At 57.6% G+C, this 16684-nt stretch carries 12 protein-coding genes and 1 tRNA gene; 9 read left to right on the top strand and 4 right to left on the bottom strand.

Features of this window, described 5'->3' with window-relative positions; all coding sequences use genetic code 11:
* Nucleotides 1–174: 174 nt before the first annotated feature.
* Nucleotides 175–2295 (bottom strand): flagellar biosynthesis protein FlhA, encoded by a 2121-nt coding sequence (flhA, locus tag HMPREF9696_RS11000; RefSeq protein ID WP_002713076.1) that lies wholly within the window; start codon nt 2293–2295, stop codon nt 175–177.
* A gap of 291 nt (nt 2296–2586) precedes the next feature.
* Here flhA and HMPREF9696_RS10995 point away from each other — a divergent pair, with 291 nt between their 5' ends.
* From HMPREF9696_RS10995 to HMPREF9696_RS10970, 6 genes are all read left to right on the top strand, one after another.
* Nucleotides 2587–3825, top strand: a complete 1239-nt coding sequence (locus tag HMPREF9696_RS10995; RefSeq protein WP_002713075.1) for an MFS transporter — start codon at nt 2587–2589, stop codon at nt 3823–3825.
* A 91-nt stretch (nt 3826–3916) separates the two neighbouring features.
* The gene (panD, locus tag HMPREF9696_RS10990; protein WP_002713074.1) at nt 3917–4264 is read left to right on the top strand and encodes an aspartate 1-decarboxylase; all 348 of its coding nucleotides are present in this window, start codon (nt 3917–3919) and stop codon (nt 4262–4264) included.
* Between the two features lie 81 nt (nt 4265–4345).
* Nucleotides 4346–5476 carry an 8-amino-7-oxononanoate synthase gene (locus HMPREF9696_RS10985; RefSeq protein WP_002713073.1) on the top strand — a complete coding sequence of 377 codons (1131 nt, stop codon included), beginning with the start codon at nt 4346–4348 and terminating at the stop codon, nt 5474–5476.
* A complete protein-coding gene (bioD, locus tag HMPREF9696_RS10980; protein WP_002713072.1) occupies nt 5473–6111 on the top strand; it encodes a dethiobiotin synthase in 639 nt (212 codons plus the stop codon). Before HMPREF9696_RS10985 ends, bioD begins: the two co-directional genes overlap by 4 nt.
* Nucleotides 6111–7367 carry an adenosylmethionine--8-amino-7-oxononanoate transaminase gene (locus HMPREF9696_RS10975; RefSeq protein WP_002713071.1) on the top strand — a complete coding sequence of 419 codons (1257 nt, stop codon included), beginning with the start codon at nt 6111–6113 and terminating at the stop codon, nt 7365–7367. Before bioD ends, HMPREF9696_RS10975 begins: the two co-directional genes overlap by 1 nt.
* Before the next feature lie 161 nt (nt 7368–7528).
* A tRNA-Ile gene (locus HMPREF9696_RS10970) sits at nt 7529–7604 on the top strand.
* A 164-nt stretch (nt 7605–7768) separates the two neighbouring features.
* Here the strand turns inward: HMPREF9696_RS10970 and HMPREF9696_RS10965 are convergent.
* The 3 genes from HMPREF9696_RS10965 to HMPREF9696_RS21285 are packed head-to-tail and all read right to left on the bottom strand — an operon-like array spanning nt 7769 to nt 10241.
* Nucleotides 7769–9361 (bottom strand): recombinase family protein, encoded by a 1593-nt coding sequence (locus HMPREF9696_RS10965; RefSeq protein ID WP_002713070.1) that lies wholly within the window; start codon nt 9359–9361, stop codon nt 7769–7771.
* A complete protein-coding gene (locus HMPREF9696_RS10960) occupies nt 9358–9864 on the bottom strand; it encodes a DUF2924 domain-containing protein (RefSeq protein ID WP_040301372.1) in 507 nt (168 codons plus the stop codon). The genes HMPREF9696_RS10965 and HMPREF9696_RS10960 overlap by 4 nt, the downstream gene beginning before the upstream one ends.
* 2 nt (nt 9865–9866) lie before the next feature.
* The gene (locus HMPREF9696_RS21285) at nt 9867–10241 is read right to left on the bottom strand and encodes a DUF3489 domain-containing protein (RefSeq protein WP_081602401.1); all 375 of its coding nucleotides are present in this window, start codon (nt 10239–10241) and stop codon (nt 9867–9869) included.
* A 642-nt stretch (nt 10242–10883) separates the two neighbouring features.
* On the opposite strand from HMPREF9696_RS21285, the gene HMPREF9696_RS10955 reads away from it, so the two are divergent.
* From HMPREF9696_RS10955 to HMPREF9696_RS10945, 3 genes are read left to right on the top strand one after another with little or no spacing between them, the layout of a single operon-like run.
* Nucleotides 10884–13523, top strand: a complete 2640-nt coding sequence (locus tag HMPREF9696_RS10955) for an ATP-binding protein (protein WP_002713069.1) — start codon at nt 10884–10886, stop codon at nt 13521–13523.
* Nucleotides 13520–14695 carry a DNA methyltransferase gene (locus HMPREF9696_RS10950; protein WP_002713068.1) on the top strand — a complete coding sequence of 392 codons (1176 nt, stop codon included), beginning with the start codon at nt 13520–13522 and terminating at the stop codon, nt 14693–14695. The genes HMPREF9696_RS10955 and HMPREF9696_RS10950 overlap by 4 nt, the downstream gene beginning before the upstream one ends.
* Before the next feature lie 15 nt (nt 14696–14710).
* The gene (locus HMPREF9696_RS10945; RefSeq protein WP_002713067.1) at nt 14711–16558 is read left to right on the top strand and encodes a Z1 domain-containing protein; all 1848 of its coding nucleotides are present in this window, start codon (nt 14711–14713) and stop codon (nt 16556–16558) included.
* Nucleotides 16559–16684: the final 126 nt, after the last annotated feature.

Genomic DNA, 16684 nt, shown 5'->3' with positions numbered 1-16684 from the left:
TGAAATGTCTTGAACAAACGAGAGGACCGTAAACCACTCCCGATTCTGCAGCAGAATCAGCTAATTAAACGGACTCGTCTTGCTGCATCGCAGCACAGAAATTTCCGTTTTTTAACGAAAGGCTTGTCTGTGGCCAGAATGCCGCAGGTGCTTCGCTCTTGAAGCGGTGCCGGACTAGACGCTTCCGACCGTTTTCAATCGGGCACGAGGATGGATTTCCGCTTGCGACAGGACAGTCGTCTGGGCGCGGAATCGTTCCACCAGCGAGCGCACAAATGGCCGGATCGCGGCCGAGGTCACCAGCACGGGTGCTTCGCCCTCGCGGGCCGCCTGCTCAAAACGGTCGCGCACAAGGCTCATGAATTCCGACAGGCGCGACGGCTGCATCGCGAGGCTGCGTTCGTCTCCCGTTCCGATCAGGGATTCCGCGAAGGCCTGTTCCCACTTGGCGCTGAGGGCGATCAGGGGCAGATAGCCATTCATGGATGTATTCTGCGCGCAGATCTGCCGCGCCAGCCGGGCGCGGACGTGCTCGGCAAGCGTCGATGGATTGCGCGAGAAGGCGAGGCCATCGGCGATGCCTTCGAGGATCGTCGAGAGATCGCGAATCGAGATGCGTTCGGCCAGAAGAAGCTGCAGGACGCGCTGGATGCCGGAGACCGTGATCTGGTTTGGAACGATGTCCTTGACCAGTTCGCCCTGTTCCTTCGGCAGATCCTTGAGCAGCTTCTGCACCTCGCCGTAGGACAGGAGGTCCGACATGTTGCTCTTGAGCAGTTCGGTGAGGTGTGTGGAAAGGACCGTTGCGGAATCCACCACCGTATAGCCCTTGAGCGAGGCCTCTTCCTTGAACGCTGCCTCAACCCAGGTGGCGGGCAATCCGAATGTCGGTTCGGTGGTGTGGGTGCCGGGGATGGTGACCTGGTTGCCGGATGGATCCATCACCATGAACTGGTTGGCCCAGATGCGGCCGGTGCCCGCGTCCACTTCCTTGATCTTGATGACGTAGGTGTTGGCTTCGAGCTGCACGTTGTCGAGAATGCGGACGGCGGGCATGACAAAGCCCATTTCGGTGGCGAGCGAACGGCGCAGCGCCTTGATCTGATCGGTCAGCCGATCGGTGCCGTCCGGTCCGTTCACCAGCGGCAGCAGTGCGTAGCCGAGTTCGATCTTCAGGTCGTCGATCTTGAGCGCGCTTGCGATCGGTTCCTCGGCGGCTGCCGCTGCGGCCGGTGCCGCTGCCTCGCGCGCCTCCTCGGCGTTGACGGTCCGCTTCCGGTTCCGGGCTTTCCATGCCAGCCAGCCGGCGCCACTGCCCAGCACAAGGAACGGAAGCATGGGAATGCCGGGAAGAAGCGCCAGCACCAGCATCACGCCGGACGACATGCCGAGCGCCTGCGGATAGCCGGACAGTTGCTTCATCATGGCCTTGTCAGCCGCACCGCTGACACCGGCCTTGGAAACCAGCAGGCCCGCTGCGGTCGAGACGATCAGCGCCGGCACCTGCGTGACAAGGCCGTCGCCGACCGTAAGCAGGGTGTAGGTGCGCGCGGCATCGGCGAAGCCCATGCCCTGCTGCGCAACCCCGATGATGATGCCGCCGATCACGTTGATGAACACCACCAGCAGGCCCGCGATGGCGTCGCCGCGCACGAACTTGGAGGCGCCGTCCATGGCGCCGAAGAAGCCGCTTTCATCTTCAAGTTCCTTGCGGCGCTGCTTCGCGGTCTTTTCGTCGATCAGGCCCGCGGAGAGATCGGCGTCGATCGCCATCTGTTTGCCGGGCATCGAGTCGAGGTGAAAGCGCGCGGCGACTTCGGCGATGCGGCCCGAACCCTTGGTGATGACCACGAAGTTCACGATAATCAGGATCGTGAAGACAATGATGCCGATGACGAAATTTCCGCCCATCACAAAGCTGCCGAACGCCTCGATGACGTGGCCGGCGGCGGCGGTGCCCTCGTGGCCGTGCGAGAGGATCAGGCGGGTCGACGCCAGGTTGAGCGACAGGCGCAGCATGGTCGAGATCAGGAGCACAGTCGGGAACGCCGAGAATTCCAGCGGCGCCTGAATGAACAGGGCGGTCATCAGGATCAGAATCGACAAGGTGATGGAGATCGCCAGAAACAGATCGAGCACCACCGCTGGAAGCGGCAAGATCAAGACGACCAGAATGGTCAGAACACCGAACGCCAGCGCAAGGTCGCCGCGTTTGAGGATGGCGCCGATTTCGTTAAGGCTGGGAAATCCGGACGTTGTCTCCGCGCTGCCCTGGCCTGCCGTTACATCAACCATAGTCGCCGCTTCCCCCCGCGAATGCCGCTCGCGAGCCCCAAAGGTTTGAGCGGCGGCCGAAGGGCCACCGTTCCTAAAGTGAGGCACCGCACTGGCATCCACGGGCATTCCCCGTTCTGCGACCGACGACACTCGACTTCACCCGGCAAAATTTGCCCGGTGTATGGTTAGCAAAGGGTTAACGAGGAAAACGAAGCCGGAAATCACCCTGCTCAGGAGGATGATATTCTCGCATGACGGCCATTCGGAGAATGACTTGACCCGCGAAGCCGGGCGGACGAAGTTTCACCCGTGCCGGGCTCAGTCGATTCTCAGTCTCATCCAGCGGTCTTTACGCCGGACTCACGCGCTGCGTGGTCCAGGCTGGCCGTTGCCCTGATCATCGGGTCGATCGGCAGCGTCGGCATGTGGTCGGTGGTCGTGGTGATGCCGACGGTCCAGGCGGATTTCGGCGCGACCCGCGGTGCCGCGTCTCTTGCCTTCACACTCGCCATGCTCGGTTTCGGATCGGGCGGCGTGATGATGGGCAAGCTGTCCGATCGTCTCGGCATCGTGACGGCGATTGCGATCGGCATCGTCGCCATGCTGCTCGGCTACCTTGGCGCGGGCTATTCGGCCGCGCTGTGGCAATTCAATCTGATGCACTTCCTGATCGGCCTTGGTGCCGCGGCGACCTTCGGTCCGCTGATGACGGAAGCCTCGCACTGGTTCGACAAGCATCGCGGTCTCGCGGTGACCATCGCCGCGAGCGGCAACTACATCGCCGGGACGTTCTGGCCGACTGTTGTCGAGCGCGGCACCGCCTATGCCGGATGGCGCGCCACGCACATCGCGATTGGAATCGGCTGCGCGATCGTCATGGCTGTTGTGGTCGCGATCCTGCGCTGGCAGATGGGCGGCGAAACAACCCGCTCGCATGCGGACGCGCCGCCGCCGCGTGTCGATCTGCAGATCGGCACCAATGCGCTGACTGCCGTGCTGGGCATCGCCGCCATTGCCTGCTGCGTGGCGATGTCGATGCCGCAGGTCCATATCGTCGCCTATTGCGGCGACCTCGGTTACGGCGTGGCGCGCGGCGCGGAAATGCTGTCGCTGATGCTGGCATTTGGCATTATCAGCCGGATCGGTTCCGGATTTCTCGCGGACCGCATCGGCGGATTGCGTACCCTTCTGGTCGGCTCGATCGCACAGGGCGTCGCGCTGATGTTTTATCTGTTCTTCGACGGATTGACGTCGCTCTATGTCATCTCTGCGATGTTCGGGCTGTTTCAGGGCGGTATTGTTCCGAGCTATGCCATCATCGTCCGGGAATCGATGCCGGCCAGCGAAGCCGCCACGCGCGTGGGCATCGTCATTTTCGCATCGGTGCTCGGGATGTCGTTCGGCGGGTGGGTGTCCGGTGTTATTTTCGATATGACCGGCTCCTATGCAGCGGCATTTTTGAACGGCGTCGGCTGGAATGCCTTGAATATCACCATTGTTGTCGCACTGTTGTTGCGCGCGCGCCGCCGTGGCGTGGCTTTTGCCTGACAGATATCCTCTCCCGGCATCTTGACCTCGGAAACGGGCCGTCCTAACGGACTTTCGCGCGAAAGTCCGCGCGTGGAACAGGGCAGGGCCGATGCACGTCACGCTGATGAAGGGCAAGATTCACCGCGCGCGCGTCACCGAGGCGGACCTTCATTACGAGGGATCAATCTCCATCGACCGCACACTGATCGACGCGGCCGGCTTTCTCATCAACGAGCGGGTCGACATCTACAACATCGACACCGGCGCGCGGTTTTCCACGTATGTGATCGAGGCGCCTGCGGGTTCGGGCATCATCGGCCTGAACGGTGCCGCTGCCCGGCTGGCCATGATGGGCGACAAGGTCATCATCGTAGCCTATGCGAATTTTGAAGAGGCTGAAGCAAGGCAGTTTCAGCCGCGTGTGGTTCTCGTCAACGAAAAAAATCAGAAGCTCTGATCGAGCGGAGGGTTGACGCAAGCCCGCGACGGCGCGTCCTGTGATAACCGCATCCTGGTCCTTCAAATTGGGAGTCACGCAATGCACGAGAAGTTCGAAGCCGATTTGAACGATCTTGCAGGGCGCGGCCGTTTGCGCTCCCTTCGGGCGCGCGCAGGAACAGACTTTACATCGAACGATTATCTGGGGCTTGCGGAGTCCGAGGAATTGAAGCGGGCGGCATCGGACGCGATTGCGCGTGGCGTTCCTGTCGGGGCCGGCGGATCGCGGCTGTTGCGCGGCAATCACGACGAGCACGAAGCACTCGAGCGTGAGGCCGCTGCCTATTTCGGCGCGGAGACGGCGCTGTATTTTGGCGGCGGCTATGTTGCGAACTTCGCGATTTTCTCGACGCTGCCGCAGCGTGGCGATCTGGTGGTTCACGATGAACTGGTTCACGCCAGCGTTCACGAGGGCCTGCGCAGCGGCCGTACCGAGCATGTCGCGGTCGCCCATAACAATGTCGATGCATTCGACGCGGCGATTGTCCGCTGGCGATCCGCTGGCGGCAAGGGCACGCCCTGGATTTCGGCAGAGAGTCTCTACAGCATGGATGGCGACAGCCCGGACATTGCCGGATTGTTTGACGTCGCCAATCGTCACGACGCGATGATTGTGATCGACGAAGCGCATGCGACAGGCGTGCTCGGCCCTCAGGGGCGGGGACTGGCGGCTCGGTTTGAAGGACGCGAGAACGTCATCACCTTGCATACATGCGGCAAGGCGCTGGGAACGGTCGGCGGATTCATCCTGGCGCCGCGCGTTATCCGCGATTTTCTGGTCAACCGTGCGCGGCCCTTCATTTTTGCAACCGCCCCGTCGCCGCTGACGGCCGCGATCACGCGCGCCGCCATCGAGATGTCCAGAACCGATCCGGAGCGCCGCGAAAGGCTGGCGCGGCTGGTTCGCTTCTCGGGTGAGAAACTGCGCCAACGCTGCGGTATCGCGCCGTCCGGCTCTCAAATCATTCCGATCGTGATCGGCGCCGATCGGGCGGCTGTCGCGGTCGCGGCATCTCTTCAGGAGCGCGGGTTCGACATTCGCGCGATCCGTCCGCCGACGGTGCCGGAGGGAACGGCCCGGCTGCGCATCGCCCTGACATTGAATGTCGATGAAGCGGCGGTCGCGGAATTGTTCGAGGCGCTTGCCGAAGATATGCGGAAGGCGGCATGAGCGTGCGTGTTGTTGTCACGGGGACGGACACCGGCATCGGCAAGACGGTGTTTTCGGCGGCGCTTGCGGGTGCGCTTGATGCTTTCTACTGGAAGCCGGTCCAGGCGGGACTCGATGAGGAGACCGACCGGGAAACCGTGATGCGGCTCTCCGGACTTCCCGCGAAGCGCCTCGTCCCTGAAGTGTATCGACTGAAGACACCAGCCTCACCGCATTTCGCCGCACAAATCGACGGTGTTGTGATTGATCCGCAGAAGCTGGCCTTGCCGCAGACCGATGGTCCGCTGGTGATCGAGGGAGCCGGCGGCCTGATGGTGCCGCTGACTGAAACCCTGACCTATGCCGATGTCATGGCCCAATGGCGCGTGCCGGTCGTTCTGTGCGCACGCACCACGCTCGGCACCATCAACCACAGCCTGCTCTCGATCGAAGCACTGCGTGCGCGCAAGATTCCGTTGCTCGGTGTGGCGTTCATCGGAGACGAGAATTCCGAGTCCGAACGGATCATCTGCAAAATGGGGCAGGTGCCGCGTCTGGGCAGGTTGCCGTATCTCGCATCGCTGACGCAGGAGACCTTGCGCGCCGCGTTTGCACAGAACTTCAACAGAGAAGACTTTCTGAAGTGTGCGAGCTGATGACAGAGTCTCCCGTCTGGCATCCCTTCACACAGCATGCCGTTCAGCCCGATCCGACGCTGATCGCAAGAGGTGAGGGGGCATGGCTGGAGGCTGCGGACGGGCGCCGTATCTTTGATGCGATTTCATCATGGTGGGTGATCACCCACGGTCATCGCCATCCACATATCGTGCAGGCGATCAAGGATCAGATTGACCGGCTCGATCAGGTCATTTTTGCAGGCTTTACCCACGAGCCTGCGGAGAAGCTGGCGCGGCATCTGATCTCGATCACACCGCCGGAGCTTGAATACGTCTTCTTCTCCGACAGCGGGTCGACCTCGGTTGAGGTCGCGCTGAAGATGGCGCTGGGCTTCTGGCAGAACAAGGGGATCCAGCGCAGCCGCATTCTCGCGCTGGAGGGCGCGTATCATGGCGACACAATCGGCGGCATGTCGGTGGGTGAGCGCGGTGTGTTCAATGCGCCTTATGCGCCGTTGCTGTTCGATGTCGAACGGATTCCGTTTCCCGCAGGCGGTCTGGAAGACAGGACGCTCGATGCCTTGAGGGTTGCCTGTAAACGCGGTGATGTCGCTGCGCTTATCGTTGAGCCGCTTGTCCTTGGCGCCGGCGGTATGCTGATCTACCCGCCGAGCGTTTTGGCGGAAATGAAAAGCATCTGCGCGGCGCATGACGTCCTGTTCATCGCCGACGAGGTGATGACGGGGTGGGGCCGCACGGGCACGCTGTTCGCCTGCGAGCAAGCCGGAGTGACGCCGGATATCGGATGTTACTCAAAAGGCCTCACAGGAGGCTCGGTGCCGCTGGCGGTGACCCTGTGCCGCGCCGATATCTTCGACGCGCATTATTCGCAGGATCGCAGCAAGACGTTTTTTCACTCCAGTTCGTACACGGCTAACCCGGTTGCCTGTGCGGCGGCCTTGGCCAATCTGGAAGTCTGGCAGCGCGAACCGGTGATGGAGCGCATCGCTTCGATCGCCGGCTTGCATAAGGAGCAGCTCGCTCGCTTTGGCGATGATCCGCGCTTTGCGAGTGTCCGCCAGATCGGGACCATCGCAGCGCTGGACATCGTGGCGAAGGATGCCGGTTATCTCGCCGACATCGGACCGCGTCTTTATCGCGGCTTCCTCGCGCGCGGACTGCTCGTTCGTCCCCTCGGCAGCACGGTGTACATCATGCCGCCTTATTGCAGCACCGCCGACGACCTTGATCTGGTCTATGGCGCGATTGACGAACTGGCGGGTGACAGGGCCTGAACGAGGCAGCGAGGCGTGGGTTTTCGGCTGAAGCTGCCGAAATTGCTGCCAACTCGCCTGGCAAGTCAGGATATGATCCGGAAGGCGCGCACCTGCGATTGCCCGAGAGCAGCAGTCATTGTATTGGGAGCATGCACCGTCCGCCTGATTGGGGACCGGCGGGGCCTGTAGCTCAATGGTTAGAGCCGACCGCTCATAACGGTCTGGTTGCAGGTTCGAGTCCTGCCGGGCCCACCACACAGTCCTTCAATATCTTCGACATCGCGAGAGCGACGAGAAAAGCCCGCTATTGGCGGGCTTTCTGAAACTGCCTGTCGCTAAATTGGTCTCAGAGACCCGCATTCAGCCAAATTGGCCGGTTTGTCTCTGCGGCCGAAAAATCCTGTTCCCCAGCCAGCCAATTAAGCCTGCAGGCCGAGGCTTCGGTGTTGGGCTGCCCAGAGGTATGGCAAATCGCGAATGTTCGAGATTCCAATTCCTCTCGGAAGATGCCCATCCACAGCAGCCTTGACCAAGGTGGGGGACAAAAACGCTAGCGAAATCGTCAGATTAACTTGCCGCAGGCTGCATTGCTCGCGCGAGGCGATTTGTTGAGTAGATGTTACGCTGCCCGAGACGAGTTCATCGACCCAACATCGGCCTTGAGCGATCGCCTGGACGAGCTTTGCTCGTGTTTCAGATCGGATTGGTCGTTTATCGATGCGCCGTGATGACCTTGCTGGCGGGATAATTTCTCTTGCGACTTTGGAGGACGGCTTAGACCAAGGTACGAGGAGAATGTTTGGCTTGCTACGTTGTGATTTTTGCGTAGTTTTTCGTTCGCTAGCCTTGGTCGCGAGATGAATCTTCAAGGTTTTCAGCCCCACTTCGACCCGCGCAATGTGGTCACGAACGACCAACGCGGCGTCGTTTTCATTCTGCTTTAGTCGTTTCTGGACGGCGTCGATCACCAGCTTCTCGACTAGTGGGGCCGGCACTCGCGCCGCACTGCCGGCCTTGCGGGATTCGCCCTGAATGAGTGCGGTCGATATGTAATAGCGATAGCGAACACCTTTCTTGATTTTCGATGTAGGTGTCATTCGGTTGCCACCGTCATCGAAGATGAGGCCCATGAGGAAAGCCCCTGAGTTGCTTCGGGCTGTGGCGGTCGCTTGACGTTGCTGGTCGAGTTTGGTCTGGACGGCATCAAACAACTTACGATCAAGGATCGGCTTCTGCTCGCCGCGCAATATCTCGTTCTTATATTTGACCTCACCGATATAGAAACGGTTGCGGAGGAGGTGAGAAAGCGGCCCTCTGCCGAAAGGAATACCTCCGATGACCTTGCCGGTCGATAGAGATCGGCGCTTCGTCGTGATCTTGCCTTTTCTTAGATCCTCAAGGAGAGCGTTGATGCTGCCGAGTTCGAGATAGCGATGGTAGATATGACGAACAGTCTTGGCCTCGCTCTCGGCAATGGTGATCTTGCGATCCTTGGCTTTGTACCCTAGTGGAACGACGCCCCCAACCCAAAGTCCCTTGCGTTTTGAGGCCGCTATCTTGTCTCGAATACGCTCTGACGTAACTTCTCGTTCAAATTGGGCGAAGGACAACAGCACGTTGAGCGTCAGGCGTCCCATGGAGGTCGTGGTGTTGAATTGCTGCGTAACCGAAACAAACGAGACGCCGTGCTTGTCGAAAAGCTCAACAAGCTTGGCGAAGTCGGCGAGTGATCTCGTCAGGCGGTCGACTTTATAAACGATAATGACGTCGATCCTCCCTTCCTGAATGTCAGTTAGGAGTTGCTGGAGTGCGGGACGATCAGTCGATCCTCCGGAGAAACCACCATCGTCGTACCGTTTGCGAAGCTGGATCCATCCCGCGTGTGCTTGGCTTTTGATGTAAGAAGATGCACCCTCGTATTGGGCATCGAGAGAGTTGAAATTCTGATCAAGGCCTAAATCGGTCGAAACGCGAGTATAGATCGCACATCGAATGCTCTTGCGATCATTCATCGGTCAGTCCTTGATTTTTTGTCTATGGTGCCGTCTCGCAGACCGAAAAACCTCGGACCGTTCCAACGCGTGCCTGTCATCGCTAATGCAACTGCGGAAAGGCTCCTGTAGGTTTTCCCATTCCAGGCAAAGCCATCTGCCATCGCCATGACGCGGTGCTCGCGGCCCTTCCACTCCCGCATTAGAACAGTGCCAGCTTCCGGCTTGGCCTGTCGCTGATCATGATCATCAAGCTGAGATGCGACTACGCCCCGAGACTTGGCTCCGCCGCTCTGTTCAAGTGCGGCTTTTGTCGCCGCGTCGAGATCGCCGAATGCATCAGCCTGCAGCCGATATGCAAGGATGCCAAACAGCAAGTGTTTCGGCAGATGGGGGAGGGCAGGCTTTCGGAAGGTGATCTTCCAGCGGGCCTGCAACCCGCGCAGATCAAGACCGCGCAACTGCGCGATCTCTTCTTCGATCGAGTTCTTCAAAGGCTGCCTCAAGCCGCGCGTGCGGACCATGGCTAGGCCATGGAGCCAGTCGCGGTAGCTTTGGCTGCTGATGATCGTGCAGCTTTGATGCGATAGATGCGATCCTTGCCTGGCTTCTCCGAGGCAAGGTCTAGTTTCAGCCGCTTGCGCACAACACCGCTTAGGAAGCCGCGCACTGAGTGCTGTTGCCAGCCTGTCGCCTTCACAATTGCTTCTATCGTCGCGCCCCGATTGGACCGAAGCATCACCAGCACTTTTTCGCGTTTAGTTTCGCGGCTAACTACTCTTTCAGCTGGGGACGAGGCGGAGCCAATTGGCTTGGTTCTTCGTTGCGGTGCGGAATGCGAAGTTGTCTGTCGGGGTGAGCTCTTTGCGCGTTTCGGAGAGGCTTTCTTGGCTTTTGTCACGGAAATCTCCTGAGATTGTCGCGGCAACGTCTGCCGCACGACCTCGACCCCACGCTCGGCGGGGTGACCTCAGGGGCCGCCTTTTGGGCGGCTGACGCGTATAGCAATGCTCCTTTTGTGCCTGATTGCCAGCGGTTTTTAATGCGAAATGGGAGGGTCTAGGTTCGAATCCTTCCACCCCAGCCAGCCAGTGTGTGATTTGGAGAATTTCTCTGTTAGTTGCGAGAAAGGCCGCCAATAGCAGGCTTTTCACGCGATGGTATCCTCAGCATAGACCGAGTTTCCGCCAAGCCGACTGAAATGGGGTCAGTATTCTCCGGTCGTCTAATAAAATATTCCCGTTTTAGAAGACCTAGGCCGGAGACGGGTTCGATCGCACTGAGTGCTGGCCAGAATGGTCGGAAATTTGCGGCACAGTACGTTGAGTTTATCAATGCGTCGGGATGTCTTCTTTCATCCTGCGAGGGTCTAACCCTTTGACTTTTGCAAGTAGCCTAGCACGCGCGTAGCACAAAATTCGACTGCGGCCGGGTTCGAGTCCAGCGGTCGCACCATCCTTTTTGCCGCGATTGTGTGTAGGGTTGTCCACCCACATTAGTTGTGGTGCTATCCTGATATAGAAATGACTAACGGGCGGGGCAAATGAATCAGGTGCCAGCGGCGCCGGCCAAGAGCCAGGCGCTGCCAATATTGCCGGACACGATCGGAAAGGAGGCGCCGACTAAGATTCCGGTCGAGCTCAGCGCCCAGTTCCTCAAGCATTTTAGCGAACAGCTATACTCGTCACCTCAAAAAGCCTTTGAGGAGCTGATCTCAAATGGCTGGGATGCAGGCGCTGACTGCGTAGACATCCGGATACCCGACAATCTGCACGATCCCGCAGCCACGCTTTGCGTCCTCGACAACGGGGCGTCGATGGATGAGGCTGGCCTTCGTGAACTCTGGCACATTGCCTTCTCGCCCAAGACGGACAAGCCGCAACAGCACGGCCGGCACGTCATAGGAAAGTTTGGGATCGGCAAGCTTGCAACCTACGTACTCGCCGGCAAGCTTACCTATATTTGCAAAGCTGCAGACGGAAAGATCCGGCGCGTCACGATGGACTATAATTCCATCGACCAAACCGGCAAGAAATCTGGGAAGCTTCTGAGCACCCTGCAGCTGGATCTATTTGACGTTAGCCCTGAAGACCTAGGGGAGGCGTTGAAGACCGTCTACGGTGGTCCCGAACTGCTCAAATTGATTGAGAGCGGCGTTCCAAAGCCCCAAGACGCGCTTCCAATTGACGAATTCGGCGCGGAAAAAAGTGCGCTTCAAAAGCCATCTTCCAAGGCGTGGACCCTAGTTGTCCTCTCGGAACTAAAGCCTGTCGGGCGGCAGTTGAAACTTGGCGTGCTGCGAAGGATGCTTGAGGCGGCCCTTCCATTCGGGAGTGAGATGGCCATCAGCATCAACGGCGAGGTGCTAACTTCCTCGAAGTTTGACGCGCCTGTCTCTAAAGAATGGATCATTGGTCCCCAGCTGGGTTTGACAGAATTCGAGCTTGAGATGGCTCAACCGGACGGAGCCGGTGGCCAAACGACCAAAGAAGAAACAATCAAAATCGAAGCGTTCGACAAACCCGTGCCGCACGTGGTTATCCCCCAAGTTGGGAAGATAACTGGCCAGGTAAAGCTTTTCCGCGATTCTATCGCCGTTGGTAAGAGTGAAGAACGCGGTGCCTCCAATGGCTTTCACGTAAACGTACTTGGCCGCGTGGTAAACCAAAACGACCCTAGCTTCGGCGAGGAAAACCTTAGTCATGCGGCGTGGGCGCGCTTCCGCATGACCGTCCGTGCTGATGGCCTCAATGGCCTGCTCACCACCGACCGCGAAAGGTTCAGAGAAACGCGCGAATTGCAGATATTCCGTGGATTTCTACGCAAGATCTTCAACAAGTCCAGAAGTCAGTACGACAGCGATGACGATGCACGAATGCCCGACGGCGGGGACGTCCTCGTCAAATCGCTCGGCGTCGTATCTCTCAACCCACTGCGTAACATTGTGTCTGAGGTTCTTAGTTCAACTCGCGCATTGCCAAAAGACATGTTCGATGACTCTGGAATTCAGAATCGAGCCGAGAAAAAGGAGTCATGGCAGAAGAACACAGCCGATAATATCAAGAGCGCATTAGGAGAGGTCAAATACGAGAAGGCTGACGACGACAGTTTCGTGAAGTTTCGAATCTCCGATAACTCAATTGTCGTTAACAACAATCACCCGTTCGTAGTCGAGCATAGTCGAAGCAAGGCCGAGAAGGAGCTCGTGCGGACGTTTGCGATGGTCAATCTGTTGACCGATGTCTACGCACTGGATGTTGGCGTTGAAACTTCGGCCCTAGACAACATTAGGCAGTATCGCGACAGGCTCCTGCGCTTCCGCGCCATGCAACAACGACGGTCCGGCACATACATCGCCCGCCTCTTGCGCGAAATGCAAAACGACAGTGAGAACAGCAAACGCCTCGAACAGGTGGTGTCCGATGCTCTTACATATCTTGGGTTCTCGGTAAGGGATCTGGCAAAATCTGGAGAGCCAGAGGGTGTTGCCAGTGCATTCGCCTCGCCGACGCTCAAGACACCGACCGCCGACAAGCCGAACCCACCTCTTTACAGTTTCACGTTCGACGCGAAATCGTCGAAGCACGAGGTCGCCAAAACCGGCAATATCAGCCTCGACGCCGTAAATGAGCACCGGAAGAAATACGGTGCTGACTACGCGCTCGTTGTGGCTCCAGGATACAGCGACGGAGCCCTTGTAAATCGCTGTACAGACCTGGGAATCACTCCCATGACCGCCCACGATCTCGGTCGGCTGTTGGAATACACCGTCGAGTATGGTGCACTTCCCCTACCAAAACTTCGACAGATATTCAGCTTCCACGACCCCAAAAAGCTAGCGGAATGGGTCTTTGACCTTGGCAAGGCCCTCAAGACTCAGCGAATATTGACGATCGACATATTCTTGAAGGCCCTTGACCATCTGAAGAATGTTGTTCCTGACAGCCTCTCCGCCTCAACCGTAGTCATGGCCTGCCGGCAGCACCTGAACGCCGTGGCCGTAAAAGAAGACGATGTCATTGCTCTCGTGAAAGGCCTATCCATTCTCGTGCCCGACCTTATCGGTATCGAGGGTGATAAGATCATCATCAATGCCAGCTCTGAAAGGGTTGCCGCAGCGGTCTCCAGCCAGTTGGAAGCATTGCACGAAACAAAAACAACCGCGTCGGAGAAGTCTAAATGATTCGCCCCGTTCACCCGTTCCCCGCTCGAATGGCCCCTGAGCTTGCTATAGGCGAGCTTACCAGTCTCAAGCCCAATAGCATTGTGCTCGATCCGATGGCCGGCTCTGGCACGGTGATCAGGCATGCCTCGGAATTGGGATTGCGTGCCCTGGGCTTCGACATGGATCCTTTAGCCGTCCTAATGGCTAGTGTCTGGACCACACCGGTCGAGTCAAACGAGATAAGCAGCGTTGCGGCGGCCGTGCTCAAAATAGCCAGGAGCGCAAGGGCCGGAAATGCCTCTCTTCCGTGGATGGAAGATGAGGAGACTGCCGCCTTCGTAAAATATTGGTTCGGACTCAAACAAAGGCGGTGCCTCAAACGGCTGGCCTACGCGCTATATACATTTGAAGCGCGCCACCCGGAAAACCAAGTTACTGCGCTTAATGTCGTCAAGCTGGCATTGAGCCGTATTATCGTAACCAAAGAAAAAGGCGCCTCGCTCGCGAGAGATACTTCGCACAGCCGTCCCCACAAGGTTGCGACCAAATCTGATTACGATGTCTTTGCTGGTTTTGAGCAAGCCATCAACAATCTATCGCGGCTGCTTTTGTCGTCCCCTCCAAAGGGCAATGTAAAGCTTCAGTTGGGAGACGCTCGATCACTCACCTTACGCGCCAATAGCGTAGATGCTGTGGTGACCTCCCCACCTTATCTGAATGCTATCGACTACATGCGAGGGCATCGCCTTGCGCTTGTTTGGCTCGGTTATCGATTGAGAGATCTACGGACGATCAGATCGGAAAGCATCGGCGCAGAGCGCGGCCCTAGCGCCGCCGACACATCGGTTCAAGATGTCGCGCGGGCGATGGCCAATACGAAGGGGATGGAAAATCGACATCGCGCGATGATCGATCGCTATGCTCAAGACGTAAGCACCATGATGGCTGAGATCGCGCGAGTATTGAAGCCCAACGGTAAGGCAGTTTTGGTGGTCGGAAACTCGTGTTTGAAGGGTACCTTTATTCGAAATTCCGAGGGGGTAGCCCGTGCAGGAGAGCGAGCGGGACTAATAGTCACAAGCAAGGTAGAGCGCGACCTTCCTGAGCGAAGCCGCTACCTGCCTCTCACATCGGGCCCGCTCAGTAAGCGCATGCGCACAGAGACTGTGCTCACGTTCACCAAGAATTAGTTAGAAAAATTGAAAATGGCGGTGAACGTTGAAAAATTCAAGAAGACTACGAAGCTTTCGGGGCGTTACGAAAAGCAGCTGTATCGCCTTCAGAGCAAGGGAATTCCCACCGACTGCATTGAGGAGGCCGTTAAGGGCGCAATTGAGAATCTGAAGACAGCAAAGAAATCTTCGCTCATCATCTATGGGGAGCCGCAAAGCGGCAAAACTGAGATGATGATCTGTCTCACGGCAAAGCTTTTGGACGACGGACACAAGACGATTGTCCACCTCATGAACGATAGCGTGGACCTCCTCACGCAGAATCTCCGACGCTTTAAAGGCTCGGGCCTAGCGCCAGCCGCCAAGAATTCTTCGGAGCTGCTGAACACAAACAAGAACCTAAAGACCCAAGAGGCGGTTATCTTCTGTAAAAAGAACGCTCGCGACCTCGAGAAGCTTATTGAGCGTCTCGCAGGTGTAAAATCGGTGGTCGTGATCGATGACGAAGCCGACTACGCCAGTCCGAACGCAAAGATAAACAAAGGTACCAAGACGAAAATCAACAAGCTTGTAGGGGAGTTGATCGGTCCGAGCGGCTATTATGCGGGAGTAACCGCAACGCCGGCCCGTTTAGATCTCAACAATACGTTCCACAATGATGCTGAAAAATGGGTCAACTTTCCCGCCCATGCGAAATACACCGGACAGGATGTATTCTTTCCCTTGGATCAGAAGAAGATTCCTTACCGCCTGAAGCTGCTGGACCAGTCAGGCGATCCCAAGGACGCAGAACAAGCACTGATCCGCTTCTTGGTAACTTCGGCGTATCTAAACCTCTACTTCAACAGCGAGGAGCAGAATTATTCGCTTCTGGTACACACCAGTGGCAAGAAGCAAGACCACGAGAGCGACCTAAAAACCATCGAGAACCTGATTTACGCCCTCAGCGACACCAACGACAAGGCGTTTGCCCACCTGGTGACGCAGGTTCATACAAATGCGGACGCGCTCTATCCGAAGGCTGACGCTGACGCGATCACCAAGTGGGCCCTTGAGAATATTTCTCGCGCGTCAACCGTCGTCTTAAATAGCGAGCGTGACAGAGTGGCCGCAGGCGATTCCGCCACAGAGCCCACTTCTCCCTTCACGATCATAATCGGCGGAAACATCGTCTCGCGCGGTGTGACCTTCCCGAACCTGCTTGCAATGTTTTTCACTCGGGATGTCGCGAACAGACTACAGCAAGACACGTACATTCAGCGCGCGAGAATGTTCGGAGCCCGTGGGGAGTACTTGCCGCACTTCGAGTTGACCATTCCCAAGCAGTTGTACGCGAATTGGCATAGGTGCTTCGTATTCCACCGGCTTGCACTGGCTACGATCAAGAACAAGCTTGGCTCTCCCGTTTGGGTCGGCGATAGCCGCGTTTCAGTCGCATCCAAAGCAAGCATTAACAACGCCACGGTCGTTCTTGATAAGGGCGAGATGTCGTTTCAAATGTTTGACTACAACCCGTCGCTGGAGGCCTTGCTATTGCTGGATCAAGCCAGCACCAAAACACTGTGTGAGCTCAAGGATAAAATCGGTCCGCAAGCGATTCCGGACTTCTTGATCGACTACATCGAAATGGTCCAACCCAACGGAATCGGTTCGCTCGCAATCCACAAATCCTCTCCGGTGCCCAAGGGCAATACCTACGATCAGGCAGCGATTTCGCGTGCCAAAGGCTTTCTCGGCAAAACTCAGCTTGAGCCGGACAAATTCCCGAAGGCGATTCACCACATCAAGATTTTCTACAACGGCTCAAACAAGGCCCGTTTGTTCTACAAACACAGCGGAACAGTTCAGTTCATTCAAAACCAGAAACCAGCGCAGGACTAAATTAGGTGCCGCAGTATTGGGTCGAAATCTCGGCTCTATCGCACGGGCACGGTGGCCCAGGGTGGGAATTGGGTGTTTGCCTTTGGAGTCCAGCCGCCGATCGACGCAACAATAAGCGTTACGAGA

Origin of the sequence: Afipia clevelandensis ATCC 49720, from assembly GCF_000336555.1 — a bacterium.
GTDB classification, from domain to species: domain Bacteria; phylum Pseudomonadota; class Alphaproteobacteria; order Rhizobiales; family Xanthobacteraceae; genus Afipia; species Afipia clevelandensis.
The sequence above is the reverse complement of the archived record's forward strand: the minus strand, read 5'-3'. Positions and strand labels throughout refer to the sequence as shown.

What these genes read in the sequence shown, in the direction of transcription:
- flhA (WP_002713076.1), bottom strand. Translation starts at nt 2,295, where the DNA reads ATGGTTGATGTAACGGCAGGCCAGGGCAGCGCGGAGACAACGTCCGGA.
- panD (WP_002713074.1), top strand. Translation starts at nt 3,917, where the DNA reads ATGCACGTCACGCTGATGAAGGGCAAGATTCACCGCGCGCGCGTCACC.
- HMPREF9696_RS10985 (WP_002713073.1), top strand. Translation starts at nt 4,346, where the DNA reads ATGCACGAGAAGTTCGAAGCCGATTTGAACGATCTTGCAGGGCGCGGC.
- bioD (WP_002713072.1), top strand. Translation starts at nt 5,473, where the DNA reads ATGAGCGTGCGTGTTGTTGTCACGGGGACGGACACCGGCATCGGCAAG.
- HMPREF9696_RS10975 (WP_002713071.1), top strand. Translation starts at nt 6,111, where the DNA reads ATGACAGAGTCTCCCGTCTGGCATCCCTTCACACAGCATGCCGTTCAG.
- HMPREF9696_RS10965 (WP_002713070.1), bottom strand. Translation starts at nt 9,361, where the DNA reads ATGAATGATCGCAAGAGCATTCGATGTGCGATCTATACTCGCGTTTCG.
- HMPREF9696_RS10960 (WP_040301372.1), bottom strand. Translation starts at nt 9,864, where the DNA reads ATGGTCCGCACGCGCGGCTTGAGGCAGCCTTTGAAGAACTCGATCGAA.
- HMPREF9696_RS10955 (WP_002713069.1), top strand. Translation starts at nt 10,884, where the DNA reads ATGAATCAGGTGCCAGCGGCGCCGGCCAAGAGCCAGGCGCTGCCAATA.
- HMPREF9696_RS10950 (WP_002713068.1), top strand. Translation starts at nt 13,520, where the DNA reads ATGATTCGCCCCGTTCACCCGTTCCCCGCTCGAATGGCCCCTGAGCTT.
- HMPREF9696_RS10945 (WP_002713067.1), top strand. Translation starts at nt 14,711, where the DNA reads ATGGCGGTGAACGTTGAAAAATTCAAGAAGACTACGAAGCTTTCGGGG.